Source organism: Rhizobium sp. 01T444 (assembly GCF_056398305.1).
Genome location: NZ_JBFTPD010000004.1, coordinates 58,002 through 71,733 on the forward strand (window position 1 = coordinate 58,002; position 13,732 = coordinate 71,733).

Consider the following 13,732-nt stretch of genomic DNA (forward strand, 5'->3'; position numbering starts at 1 on the left):
GATTGCTCGCCAACCGCGGCTTCGCCGGGAAAACTGAATTGTCATACTTATTGTGCGTCGCGAAAAGCCTGGCGCAAGCGCCATTCGTCAGACTGAAATCGTTAAGGCGTGACTATTTGATCCAGCCTATGTTGAAGCCATGACGGCCTACTTTTCAGCACGATCAGCCGTCCAGCATCTGCTGGGCGGCTATTTCACCGATTATCGGTTCAGATCAGCCTCTTAAAGACCTACCGGAAAACCTTCGAACGGCTTGATTTCCTTGAGAACAAAGGTGGTCTGCATTTCCTTGATACGCGGCAGACGGCGCACGACGGACATCGCGAAATCGGCATAGGAATCGAGATCAGGTGAGACGACCTGCAGCAGAAAATCCGAGTCTCCGGCAATGCTGTAGCAGGCAACAACCTCCCGCAGCCGTGCAACTTCGGCGGCAAAGGCGTCCGCCTCCGCCTCGTTATGGCCATCGATCTTCACTCGGATGAAGGCAAGGACCCCAAGCCCGAGTTTGCGCCGGTTGAGATCGGCCCGGTAACCCCGGATCACACCCGTCTCTTCGAGCTGACGTACCTTTCGCCAACAAGGAGACGTCGACATGCCGACGCGCTCGGACAGTTCCTGATTTGTCAGCCGCCCCTCAGCCTGTAGGCTTGAAAGAATTTTCAGCTCAACTGGCTCAAATGTCGTCATCGGTAATATCTACCCAAAAATTACATAAACTGGGTGAAACCTACCAAATATCCACGCTGAACGGCAATACTAGATAGGATCCTTCTGCCGGGATCGCTTAGGCTGTGGCCATCGCAATCTCAGGTCTTTTCCATGCTCTCAGATATCCGCATTGCCATTGTCGTCGATCCCAAACTCCCGCCAGCTCTTATTGCAAATACCGTCAGCGCCATCGGCATAGGCATGGGCGCCAAGATGCCCCTTCTCGGCGCCGAAAGGCTCAGCGACCACACCGGAAGGACCACCGATATCATCTCCAACCGACCAGTGCCGATTCTGCAGGCCGACGGACAGACGATCCGCCAGATCATGTTGAAGGCGCTGAACCAGCCGGAGGAACATGCCATCGTACCGTTTCCCGCTTTTGCGCGGTCACTGCATGATTATGCTGATTATCAGCGCAGTTTCCCGGACAGGGACTTGAGCGAAGAAGAGATCGATGGATTAGGCCTTGCAGGGCCAGCGAAATGGGTGAGGTCGCTGACCGGTTCCCTTAAATTACTGCGCTAGATCGCCGAGCAAGCACAACAAAGGGCTTTGTTGTCGCCGGGACATGTTTGGTGGTGCAAAGTGACGTCTTAATCGATACCCGGGGGCCGACTGGTTAGGAGTGGATCATGAGCGTCCTTCGAGTTCTTGGCAGGCAATCATCCATCAACGTTCGCAAGGTGCTCTGGACCTGCGAAGAGATCGGCATTGATTACGTGCAGGAGGATTGGGGAACGGGGTTTGCCTCGACCAGGACACCGAAATTCCTCGCACTCAATCCGAATGGTCTCGTGCCGGTCATCGAAAGCGATGACGGCATCTTGTGGGAATCCAACACGATCTGCCGTTATCTCGCGTCCAGACACAGCCGCGACGATCTCCTACCGTCGTCCCCCTGAGGCGGGCACTGGTCGAGCGATGGATGGATTGGCAGGCAACAGAGCTGAACAGTGCCTGGCGCGGCGCGTTCCAGGGTCTTGTGCGCAAAGACGCCGCTTATGCGGACCCCTCGATCATTGCCGCTAGCGCCAGGGATTGGAACGGTAAGATGGAAGTCCTGGAAAATACCCTCTCGACGGGCGGACCTTTCGTAACGGGAGATCACTTCACGCTGGCCGATATTTTGATCGGCCTGTCGGTCAATCGCTGGCTTCACACACCGATCGAACGACCCGCGCTGTCGGCGGTCACAGCCTACTTTGATCGCCTCAAGGAACGACCGTCCTTCCGGCGAGGCGGTTACGATGTGCTGCCGTGAGCTCTGGTGTTTAAATACCGCATGCTCGCGGTGTCGGCGTTAGTGGCGATACGGGTCGACGGCAGGTAAGAGCAGATATCCAGCATCGACTTTGAAGGTTCCGCACAGAGATAGCCAATTGGGTCTCGGAATCTTCGCCGGCAATCGCTACTTCATTCCTGATGTGATCGTGGGAGAAGGTGAGCCCGTGCAAGCGGACCTGCAGAAAGATATGACGGCCTGGTTCCAGTCGCTGGAGCTCGTCAAGCCCGTTGAGATGGTCGGATTGTGGCGAGGCGGCGGCGTTCCATCGGGGCATCCGCTCGATGGCGTCCTCGAAAACCTGCGATGGTTCGGCAAACGCTTTCATCCTGACATGCGGGCCGACGCCCTACTCTTTCAGTGGCATCCGGCACGGCTCGTGGCCATCGATCCGCGCTTCGTCCCTATCGGGCTCGCGATCAAGCTTGCGCCATTCGGACGGACCGCCCTCGCCCAAACCACGTTTTCGTATTTTCATAAGGTATTCCGCGCGCGAGGCACGACAGCCGCACTGGAGGTCCGGACATTCGAGCACATTGCAAGCGCTGCAATGGTCTACAACGAGCAGCCGATCGTCGACCACTTCAGATGGGTGGATGAAAATACGCTGGCTGGGATGATGTGCGTGCGCGACGACGAAAGGCGGTTCTTCTTCAAACTCACGAAGATGGACGCGCAAGGTTAGCGCGATGTTGAGAACAATCGCATGGGCGATTACGGCAGCTTCGGTTGCGGGCAACGGTTTCGCGGCTGATGCGGATCGTGGCGCGAGAACTTTCCGGGCCTGTTCTTCATGTCACATTATCGATGACACCAGGAGTACATTCGGCCCCTCCCTGAAGGGTGTTGTGGGACGGCGGGCAGCTATCATAGACGATTATGCCTACTCTCCCGCCCTGAAGAAAGCCGGCGAAGACGGGCTTGTGTGGAACGAGCATGAACTTGCGGAATTTCTGGCAAGCCCGAGCAGAAAAATCCCCGGCACAAAGATGCGCTTCTGGGGGCTCTGGAGCTTCGAGATCGACGACCTTATCGCCTTTCTGAAGGCAAATCCGTAGTAGCGCAGGCGGCGGACGATGGCAGGCCTATAAGAGCTTTGTCACCTTCTCCACGTGAATTCGCAGGATGAGCGCCCTCCACAATTCAACCGCTCGTAACGCATGACACCCTTGCTGCGGGTGAACTTCCCTCTAGTTCAGTATACCGCGTCGTGCCCTCGGTCGGCGCGGACCAAACTTGGGAGAAAGCGATGCAAGAGGCCCTCGTCGTTCGCCGCGAAACGCATCTTTCAGCGCCGCCTGCGGCCGTGTTCGCCCTGCTGACGGATCCGGAAAAGATCCTCCGCTGGATGGGGACGGAAGCAGAGATCGAGCCGCAGCCCGGAGGGCTCTATCTCGTCAACGTTACCGGCGCACGTTTCGCTCGCGGCTCTTTCCGCGAAGTGGTGCCGGTCCACCGCCTGGCCTATAGTTTCGGCTGGGATGGGAGCGAAGTAGTGCCGCCGGGCTCCAGCCTGGTCGAGATCGATCTGATCGAACAGCCTGATGGAACGCTCCTGCGTCTGACGCATACCGGCTTGCCCAATGCCGAGCAATGCGCCGGCCATGCCGAGGGCTGGGCTCACTACCTTGGTCGGCTGAGCACCGTGGCGGCCGGACGCGACCCGGGACCCGATCCCTTCTATGGCAGGAAATGACCAAGATTCTCATTTGAAAGAGAAGCCCAATTCACGAGGAAGGCTACGTCTGGCTGACATCCGGTGACCGCTATGGCATGATCGAGGCATGGATTTGCCCGCCCACCTCGCCTGGCTGATCGATGAGGCCGGCGCCTCGTCCGGCCCCGAACACTTCATAGCCGAGCTTGGCCGCCAGTTGCTTGCCGATGGCCTGCCGCTCGCCGGTGGAGCCCTCACCCTTGCCGTTCCACATCCGATCATTGCGCGTCGCACCTGGTTGTGGCGGGCCGAGACCGGCACCGTCATCGAAGCGCTCGACTTTGCCGGCAGCTCGCTCAACAAGGCTGCGGGCGACTGGCTTGCCGGGCTTGGGCCAGTATACGAAGGAAAGATCGGTCGAGGCTCCGACAGTCCGACATTGGGCTGGGCTGGATCCCGCTCGTTCGATCCGGACGAGGCGGACCGGCTGCACCAGGCCGCCCGCTTTGCAGTGGCACCCTTGGCGGCTCTGACCGCACGAACGGCGCTGACAACCCTTTTAGAGGCCTATCTCGGCAAACGCAGTGCCGCGCAGGTGCAGGCCGGAGCGCTCGGCCGCAGCAGCGGTGAAACAATTCGCGCCGCTTTGCTCTGTGCTGACCTGCGCGATTTCACGGCCCTATCCGAAGCAACCGAGCCCTCTCTCATGATCACCACCCTCGATGCCTGGTTCGATCGTGTTGCAGGCGCGGTACACGCTTTCGGGGGTGAGGTGCTGAAGTTCATTGGTGACGGTGTTCTGGCGATCTTTCCCGTTACCGGAACGCCTGGTGAGGCTTGCGAAGCGTCGCTACGCGCCGTCGCGGCCGCCCGTGCCGGCATGGCCCATCTCGACACCGCGCGGCACGCACAAGGTCTGCCGCCGCTGCCCTTCGGCGTCGCGCTGCATTTTGGCGAAATGCTCTGGGGCAATATCGGTGCGGCCGACCGGCTGGACTTCACCGCCATCGGCCCCGCGGTCAATCTGGTCAGCCGGCTGGAAGGGCTCTGCAAGTCCCTTGGTCATCGTGTACTGATATCAGGTGCGCTCGCTGCGGAGGTTTCGACGCAACTGGTCCCCCTCGGTGAACACCGGTTGCGCGGCATCGCCGATCCCTGCGCGGTCTTCACTCTGCCAACGGATTGAACGACGCGCAGATCGCGGCAATCGCCGGGGCAGTGACACCAGTCAATCTGCCCCGGCAGTGAGTTCTCATTTGGCCGCCAACAAATATCCCTCGCTCAAATCATCGAGCGCCGTGCCGTTGATCGTCACAGAGCAGCGATCCGCGCCCACCTTCGAAACGGAAACCTGATATTTCCCGCTCGGCAGATCGAGTTCGGCGGAGAAGCCGCTCCATCCGGCCGGCAGGACCGGCTTGACATGCAGGCGGCCATTTTCCGAGCGGATGCCGAGGATGCCCTCGACTGCCACACGGTAGAGCCAGCCAGCCGAACCGGTGTACCAGCTCCAGCCGCCGCGGCCCTTGAGYGCACCCTCACCATAGACGTCGCCGGCGATCACATAGGGCTCGATGCGATAGACGTCCGCAGACGATTTATCGAGCGAATGATTGATCGGATTCAGCATCTCGAAGGCCCGCCAGGCGTCTTCGGCGCGACCCATGCGGGCGAGAGCCAGGACTGCCCAGGTGGCAGCATGGGTATACTGGCCACCGTTTTCGCGAACGCCAGGCGGATAGGCCTTGATCACACCAGGATCGTTGACCGGCTTGACGAAGGGCGGCGTCAGGAGGCGGATGAACTTGCCCTCTTCATCGACGAGCTTGCCAAGGACCGCCTTCATCGCCATGTCGCTGCGTTCCGGATTGCCCTCGCCCGACAGTACGCTCCAGGATTGGGCGATCGAGTCGATCTTGTCCTCTTCGGACTGGCTGGAGCCGAGTGGCGCACCGTTATCATAGTAGCCACGGCGATAATATTCTCCGTCCCAGCCGGCCGTTTCGATCGCTTCCTTGAGCTTGCCAAGATGCGTCGTCCAGTGGCTGACACGTTTAGTATCGCCGCGCGCCTCGGCATAGGCGATGAAGCGGCGTAGCGCGCCGGCCAGGAACCAGCCGAGCCAGACGCTCTCGCCGCGGCCGGCCATACCGACCCGATCCATCTTGTCGCACCAGTCACCGCTCATCATCAGCGGCAGGCCGTTGACCCCGGTGCGCTTAATCGCAAGATCGAGGCCGAGGGCGGCATGCTCGTAGAGCGATGCGGTCGTGTCCGAGATACGCGGCTGCAGGAATGCGTCATACTGGCCGGGGCTGAGCTGCGCGCCTTCGACGAAGGGCAGCATCTCGTCCATGATCGCAGCATCACCAGTCGCCGTGCAATATTGATCGACCGCATAGGCGAGCCAGACCGGATCGTCGGAGATGTTCGTGCGAACGCCAGCGCCGCTGTCTGCCAGCCACCAGTGCTGGAAGTCGCCTTCCGGGAACTGGCGCCGGCCGGTATCGAGGATCTGCTTGCGGGCGATCTCGGGTGAGTGCAGCAGGAAGGCCAGCGAATCCTGCAGCTGATCGCGCAGGTTCCACGCGCCGCTCGACTGGTAGAAGGCGGTGCGGGCCATGATACGGCAGCCATAGGTCTGATAGGGCAGCCAGCTGTTGACCATGAAGTCGAGGCGCTGATCCGGCGTAGAAACACGCGTCTTGCCGGTAAAGTTCTTCCAGAAGTCGCGGGTCTGACCAAGAACAGCTTCGAAGCTGACCGAGCGGATCTCAGCAATCAGAGCAGCGGCGTCTTCCTGCGAGGCAGCATCGCCCATATAGAAGCAGATGTCGCGTACCTCGCCAGGCCCGATCGTCAGATCGAAGGCCATAGCGGCTGCCGGATCGCCATCGAGATCCAACGCGTTGGAGAGACGCGAGCCCGCCGAGACGGTGCGCGGCTGCTGGATCGTTCCGTGCCGGCCGATGAATTCGCGACGGCTGGTGGAAACGCTCGACGGCGTTTCGCTTGCCGCAAAGGCTGCGACACGCGTCCCGAAGCTCACGCTGAACGGATTGCTTGCGAAGACCGCCCCACTCGCGCTGTCATAGCTGGAGATGATGAAGGGTTTGCTCTTCGTCGGGTTGTTGCCGAGAATCCATTCGGCATAGCCATAAAGGCGCAGCTTGCGTGCCTCGCCCGCATCGTTGCGGATGCGCAGCTGCGTCAGCTTGACCGACTTTTCCATATGCAGGGTCTGCGTGACTTCCAAGGCGATGTCATCCTGGACCGTCGAGAAGACCGAGTAGCCGAGGCCATGGCGGGCTTCGAAGCGCGTGTCGGAGCGCTGCGCCAGAGACGCATAGGGCACGATGACCGAGCCGCGATCGAGGTCCTTCAGGTAGAAGGCTTCGCCCGGCCGGTTGGTGACCATGTCATTGGTCCAGGGCGTCAGCTGGTGATCGCGGGAGTTCTGGCTCCAGGTAAAGGCGGCACCTTCGGCCGAAACATGGAAGCCGAAACTATCATTGGCCATGATGTTGACCCACGGCTGCGGCGTCTGCTCGCCGCCCGACAGGCGCACGACATATTCGCTGCCATCGGCCGCAAAGCCGCCATAGCCGTTCCAGAAGGCGAGATCGCCGCCATCGGCCTGTACCGGCTCAGCAGTACCGCGGACCATCCTCGGCACCAGGGTGGAATCGCCCCACTGACCGAGCAGCGCGGGTGATCCGGCAACGGAACGAGCCTTCTGCAGCTGGTCGATGAGACTGCCGTCGCGGCCACGCAGAACAACGCGCGAGGCAGCGATGATGGCGTCGTAGGCTTCCGGTGTGGTCAGGTCCTTGCGCAGCACATAGATGTTGCGCTGGATGCCGGCAATTTCGCTTGCATGGCGCGCCGCGTCGCAGAGCTGGTCGATCGTGCGCTGCATTTCCGCAGCCGCCTCGCCAGCACGCTCGTTGAAAATCACGAGATCGACCTCGACGCCGCGCGATTGCAGGAGACCCTGAGCCCGCAGCAGTTCCTTGACGAGATCGGTGCCGAGTTCGTCGGTGATGCGCAGCGTCATCAGCGGCGCATCGCCTGATAGCGTTGCACCCCAGAGAACGGACTGCGACTTAAGACCCTCGCGAACCGCCTTGCTGTCGGCGCGCAGCGCCATGTCGGGATAGATGATGTAGCGCGCGAACCGTTGATAGGCGGCGGCCTCCTTCGAGTTGACGCCGATCTGGCGCAGCTGGCTCTGCGTCCTCGTCCAGGCCTGAACGAGGCTCTGGGCAAAGCTTTCCGGCTGGCGATAGTGCTCCAGCGCCGTTTCGAGTTCGGCGCGTTCGGCCGCCGCAATGGTCCAGAAAGTCACGCTGACCTTTTCGCCGGCCGGCACGCGAAGCGTACGGCGCAGCGACACACAGGCATCCATGGTGAAGCCGTCCGTGCCCGACAGCTTGGCATCCGGATCGAACGCAGCGGCTTCGGTCAGGGTACGGCCCCGGCCGAGGAAGCGCATACGGTCAGTCTCATATTGCGTCGGGGCATTTTCGCCTGACGTATCGACGATAAGCTGCGCGATGGTGACATCGGGATCGGTCAGGCCGCGTTTCTGGCGTTCGACGACGATCGCGTCGCCGGCAGCGGCAATCTCGGTCTTCAGGAACATGCGGGCAAAGACCGGATGGCCGGTATCGACGACATCGAGTGTCGCGACCGGTTCCATATAGGAGGTCACTTCGATGACGCGATCTTCAGTGCCGGTATTGGTGATCGTCAGACGGCGGCCTTCCGCATCGTGATCGCTCGCGACGAAGACTTCCATCTCGCTCGTCAGCTCACCGACGGTCTTGACGAATTCGGCCTTGTCGTCGCTGAAGCTGACGCGCACGTGTTCGTTGGCGATCGAGCGCGGCTCGGCCGTCGCAGACCACCATTCGTTGGATTCTGTATCCCGCAGGAAGATGAAGGAACCCCAACGGTCCTCGGTCGGATCGGCCCGCCACCGGTTGACGGAAAGGTTCTTCCAGCGGCTGTAGCCGGAACCCGTCGCTGTCAGCATGGTCGAATAGCGACCGTTGGACAGCAGCAGCAATTCGCGTTCGCGCGATGCCGGGTCTTCCAGGCGACGCACTTCCGGACGCATGAGGTCGCCCTGGATGGTAGCAGGCGCATCGGTTTCATGCTTGGCCGCCATGACAGGGATGTCGCGCGGTGCCTTTTCCTGCAGCAGCAGCTCGGCTGCCTCGATGACAGGATCAGCATGGAAAAGCTCACGCAGCATTCCATCGAAGGCGACGTTGGCGACGGCTGCAATCGACATACCGTGATGGTGCGCATAGTAGTTATAGACCACGGCGCACTGCTTGCCCTCAGGCACGCGGTTCGGCGTGAAGTCGACGGCATCATGGAAGCCATACATGCCAAGCGCGCCGACAGCCCTCAGCCTGTTGAGGTTTTCGAGTGCGGCGATCGGGTGATACTGGCTCGCCAGCAGCGAAGCGTAAGGCGCGATGACTGCGTTCTGGCCGAGACCACGCTTCAGGCCGAGCGTCGGCACCCCAAAATTGCTGTACTGGTAGTTCATCTGGTGGTCGCGGGCATTGAAGGCCGCTTCCGAAATGCCCCACGGTGTGCCGAGCTTGCGGGCATAGTTCATCTGTTCGAGAACGATCAGGTTGTTGGTCTGGTTGAGAATACCTCCGCTGCGCTCCTGCATGACGAGCGGCGGCATCAGATATTCGAACATCGAACCGGACCAGGAGACCAGCGCCCCGCGCGGGCCAACCGGGACGACGTGACGACCAAGCTTGTACCAATGCTCTGTCGGAAGGTCGCCCTTGGCGATGGAAAACAGGCTGGTCAGGCGTGCTTCCGAGGCAAGCAGGTCGTAGCAGGCCGCATCGACTTCTTCCGTCTCGACCCGGAAGCCGATCGACAATAGCCGGCGCTCGGGCCGATAGAGGAAACTGAAATCCATGTCGAAAGCGATTTCGCGGGCGCGATTGCCGACGTGGATCAGCCGTTCGCTGATGGCATCCACCTGCGAAGGATCGAAAGCCTTGTCGGTGAGATGAAGCTCGCAGGTTGCCACGAGCTTTTCCGCCCATTGGACGATCTCGTCGCTTTGCGCCGTCTTGACCTCTCGGTCGAGGCTGCCGGCAAGTTCGCGGATTTCGCGGGCCTGTCCGGCAAATCGCTCGATCAGGCCTGAGGAGAATTCCTTCTCCCGCTTGCCCGTGGCAACCGCTGTTTCGAGATCGGCGATCCGGCCATCGAGCCGATCGTGAAGGGATAGGACAGACTTGTCTTCTTCCCGAAGCTCGTTCAGCACCTCGCGAAGAATGGCCGCGACATCGCCAATGCCATCGAGATCCGTGTGAATGTGGGCAAGCGGAGCCTGCGCCCAGATGCGGCAGGCCGACGATACCGCAATCAGATGGCCGGCAAAATTACCGCTGTCGACCGATGACACATATCGGCGACCGAGCGGCTTCAGCGTGTCGGTATGATACCAGTTGAAGAGATGGCCGCGATATTTCTCGAGCCTGTCGACGGTTTCGATCGTCTGCTCGATGCGCTTGACCGCATCCTCGAAGGAAATCCAACCGAAGCGGCGCGCCGAAATCACCGACAGAAGGTAGACGCCGATATTGGTCGGCGAGGTACGCATGGCGACGACGGCATGCGGCGTCTGCTGGACATTGTCCGGCGGCAGGTAATGCTGGCCGGGGACCACGAAGTGGTCGAAATAGCGCCATGTACGCCTTGCGATCTTGCGCAATTCGTTGCGGACATTGTCCGGCACATCGAGCCGGTCCTCGGTTTCCGCCGTCTGGCTGACCGTCCAGGCGATAGCCGGCGAGAGGACCCACAAAATAACGAAGGGAAGGCCGACCATCCAGGCGCTGTCGCCGGAGGAAATGACGAAAAGCAATGCCAGGACGGCGAGCACCGGAGCCCGCCACATGACTTTGTAATGGCCGAGGATGGTCGTCTGAGCCATGGCCTGGGCGCTTGCGGCGGTGCGCCACTGCAGCATCAGCTTGCGGCTGACGAACAGGCGGTAGAGCGAGCGGATAATGGCGTCGGCCATGACGCAGGCGGTGTCGGCGATGAAGACGATGCGCATCGCCACCTGGGCATTGGCATTCTCGATATCTTTCCAGACAGTATGCAGATGGGCCTGCAGGATGATATCGCTGGTGCGCGGGATGATGCCGTTGATCAGCGACAGGGTCGGTGCGACGAACAGGCTGAAGATCAGGAGGATCTGCCAGATGAGCGCGCCGAGCGGGTCCATCCAGTACCAGCCGAGCACGGATGCCAGGAACCAGGCGATCGGCGTCAGCGAGCGACGCAGGTTGTCGAACATCTTCCAGCAGCCGAGCGCAGTGACACCACGGCGATCGTCGAAGATGTAAGGCAGAAGCTGCCAGTCGCCACGCGCCCAGCGATGCTGGCGCGAGACTTCCACTTCGTAGCGGATCGGAAAGTCCTCGACCAGCTCACAGTCCGTCACCAGTGCGCAACGCGCCATCGAGCCTTCAAGCAGGTCGTGGCTGAGAACCGAGTTTTCCTTGATCCGTCCCTTCAGCGACGCTTCGAAGGCATCGACGTGATAGAGACCTTTGCCGGTGAAGGTGCCTTCGCCGGTAATGTCCTGATAGACGTCGGAGACGGCAAAGACATAGGGGTCGAGGCCGCGGTTGACCGAGAAGACGCGCTGAAAGGTCGATGCATCCTTGCCTGTCGTCAGCGACGGCGTCACACGGGGCTGAAGCACGCCGTAGCCATCGACCACCCGCTGTTTCCTGGCGTCGAAGACCGGGCGATTGATCGGATGATGCAGCTTGCCGACAAGCTTGGTCACGGTGTCGCGGACGACGCGCGTGTCGCTGTCGAGCGTCATGACATATTTCACGTCCTGCGGCACGACATCGGCGCCTGGCAGGAAACTCGTGTTCGGCTCGCCGCGCAGCAGCATGTTGAGCTCATGCAGCTTGCCGCGCTTGCGCTCCCAACCCATCCAGGCGCCTTCGGCGGGATTATACTGGCGGCGGCGATGCAGCAGATAGAAGCGCTGCTTGCCGTCCTCGGCGTAACGTGCCTCCAGATTGGCGATCTTGCTCAGCGCATAGTCGAGCACTTCGAGATCGCGGGCATTCTGTTCTTCCTGCGCGTCCGGCCAGTCGCTCAAAAGCGCGTAGTAGATTTCGCCGCGCGCATTGGCGAGATAATGGACCTCAAGATTGCGAACGAGTTCATCGACATGTTCGCGCTTGCCGATCAGGCAAGGGATGGTGACGAGCGTGCGGGCTTCCGCAGGCAGTCCCTTCTTGAATTCATAGCCGACAAGACGGTCGGGCGTGATGAAGAAGGTGGCGAAGAAGTTGAAGAGGCCCGTCGCGCCTTCGGATGCTGGAAGCGCGAACATCAGCAACAGCACGATCGTCGCAAAAAGCGGCATGCCGGCATCGACAAAAATCGCATCGGCGATGACCAGCGCCAGCAGCGTCAGCAACAGAACCGGCACGGCGATCGCCAGCCAGTTCAGCTCGCGGATTACGCGCATGAACCGCAGGCCAAGCGTCGGCCGGAAGCCGATCTCAGACTCCAGCGCCGGACGCCCGTTGCCGACGAAATAATAGCCGACATTGCCGGCGGAGGAAGATGGATCCTGGCTTCCTGCCTTTGCGCGGTCAGCCAGGCGCACGGCCGCCTCGGCGATATCCATTTCCGTCTTGTCGGAGCGCTTGGCAAGCTTTTCGATCTGGCGGCGGTAGCTGTTGCGGGAGCCGGAATCGAGCTCGGCATAATCCGTCTGCTGCCAGAGCAGCTTGTCGATCGTGCTGACCTCTTCGACCCATTCGGACCAGTCGGTGTCGTTGATCTCGCGCAGGCTCTTGATGATGCTGCCCATCAGCGTATTGGCCGCGCCAAGACGCACCTGCTCGGCCGACATCACCGTTTCGGCATCGGTCCCCTTTGCCGCGAGCTTGGCCTCGAGCCAGCTCAGCGCAGCTTCGGTCGGCTCCAGCGCGTTACGCAGGCGATAATGCAGCTGGGTGACGAAGGTCGTGTCATCGAGATTGGCAACCAGCGTCTCCAGGAAACCGGCGGACCCGGCATCACCGAGCGCAATCGCCTGGGTAGCCGCTGTATTGGCGCTGGTGCGCATTTCGCGGCTCTTGTCGACATGCGTCGCAACATGGCGAAGATTGTCGATCAGCACGTAGCGCACGAGCGAGGGCAGCGCCCAGAGTTCGCCGATGCGCAGCGTCTCCCTGTCCTGGAAGCCTTCCGTGACCGCGGCCATACCAGCATTGCTGATATTGCTATGGGCATGCGCCATGTAGAGCCAGGCAAGCGCCAGCGTGCGCGGTACTTCCATTCCGTCAAGCTTGATCTTGCGCAGTTCGCGATAGAATTTCTTCGGAAAGTCGCGACGGACTTCCTGGATGGCTTCCTCGACGATGTAGTGGTTGTCGAGCAGCCATTCGGTCGCCGGCGTGATGCTCTCGCCCGCATCGACATCCGCTGCAGCAGCGCGATAGACCCTAAGGATCTCGGCTTCGTTCTCCCGGTGACGCTGGAAGAAATCGAAATTCTTGAAACTCGCCACGTCAAGGGCGCGGTTTTCCGCAAACTGCGCGGCCTTTACCCTCAGCTGATCATTCGACAGGAGAGCGGCGCGGATGCCGAAATCGGGATCGGCGGCGGTTGCATGAACATTCGCGCCCGAAGCGCCCGTAATATTTTGAGAGGACATAGTGTTTTCTCTTCTACTGGGTTCGTGTCCGGCCGATGCATTCTTGCAGAACTGGATGCGAGAAGGGGCACGAGCGTTTCGAATTGGGCATCTTCATTGCTTTTGAGCGGGAGTTTACATTCAAACGTGGATTGTTCGAAATGGCGGATAGTGGTCAATAGCGGCCGCAAAATGAACGGACGATTAATCGAACCGTTGGCCGGGTAAAATGAACCCCTATCGCCATGCCGCCGCATCCATCGCCGCCTCTGAAAATGCAATCGACCAGGCGGAGCCGCGGTGGCTTCGCCTGGTCGAATATCTGTTCGTGCTGTGGATTTAGGCTGTCAGC

General features: G+C 60.7%; 9 protein-coding genes. 7 read left to right on the forward strand and 2 right to left on the reverse strand.

The features are described 5' to 3' along the window. Nucleotides 1-222 precede the first annotated feature (222 nt). Nucleotides 223-690 carry an Lrp/AsnC family transcriptional regulator gene (locus AC1DTN_RS08640; protein ID WP_007823392.1) on the reverse strand — a complete coding sequence of 156 codons (468 nt, stop codon included), beginning with the start codon at nucleotides 688-690 and terminating at the stop codon, nucleotides 223-225. A 132-nt stretch (nucleotides 691-822) separates the two neighbouring features. Between AC1DTN_RS08640 and AC1DTN_RS08645 the strand changes: the two genes are divergently transcribed. The 7 genes from AC1DTN_RS08645 to AC1DTN_RS08675 all read left to right on the forward strand — a co-directional run bounded on the left by AC1DTN_RS08645 (nucleotide 823) and on the right by AC1DTN_RS08675 (nucleotide 4,839). Next, a complete protein-coding gene (locus AC1DTN_RS08645) occupies nucleotides 823-1,239 on the forward strand; it encodes a DUF2000 domain-containing protein (protein ID WP_477920445.1) in 417 nt (138 codons plus the stop codon). A 107-nt stretch (nucleotides 1,240-1,346) separates the two neighbouring features. After that, a complete protein-coding gene (locus AC1DTN_RS08650; RefSeq protein ID WP_477920447.1) occupies nucleotides 1,347-1,616 on the forward strand; it encodes a glutathione S-transferase N-terminal domain-containing protein in 270 nt (89 codons plus the stop codon). Nucleotides 1,617-1,639: 23 nt separating this feature from the next. Next, nucleotides 1,640-1,975, forward strand: a complete 336-nt coding sequence (locus tag AC1DTN_RS08655) for a glutathione S-transferase family protein (RefSeq protein ID WP_477920448.1) — start codon at nucleotides 1,640-1,642, stop codon at nucleotides 1,973-1,975. Nucleotides 1,976-2,093: 118 nt separating this feature from the next. Next, nucleotides 2,094-2,681 (forward strand): GXWXG domain-containing protein, encoded by a 588-nt coding sequence (locus tag AC1DTN_RS08660; RefSeq protein ID WP_477920450.1) that lies wholly within the window; start codon nucleotides 2,094-2,096, stop codon nucleotides 2,679-2,681. 4 nt (nucleotides 2,682-2,685) lie between these two features. Beyond that, entirely contained in the window at nucleotides 2,686-3,054 is a 369-nt protein-coding gene (locus AC1DTN_RS08665) for a c-type cytochrome (RefSeq protein WP_477920452.1), read from the forward strand. A gap of 191 nt (nucleotides 3,055-3,245) precedes the next feature. Next, nucleotides 3,246-3,692, forward strand: coding sequence for an SRPBCC family protein (locus AC1DTN_RS08670; RefSeq protein ID WP_113320024.1), 447 nt, complete (start codon nucleotides 3,246-3,248; stop codon nucleotides 3,690-3,692). A gap of 88 nt (nucleotides 3,693-3,780) precedes the next feature. Then, nucleotides 3,781-4,839: an adenylate/guanylate cyclase domain-containing protein gene (locus AC1DTN_RS08675; RefSeq protein WP_477920454.1), complete on the forward strand. Its 1,059-nt coding sequence runs from the start codon at nucleotides 3,781-3,783 to the stop codon at nucleotides 4,837-4,839. A 66-nt stretch (nucleotides 4,840-4,905) separates the two neighbouring features. Here AC1DTN_RS08675 and AC1DTN_RS08680 read toward each other — a convergent pair whose 3' ends face one another. Then, entirely contained in the window at nucleotides 4,906-13,401 is an 8,496-nt protein-coding gene (locus AC1DTN_RS08680) for a glycoside hydrolase family 94 protein (protein ID WP_477920456.1), read from the reverse strand. Between the last annotated feature and the right edge of the window lie 331 nt (nucleotides 13,402-13,732).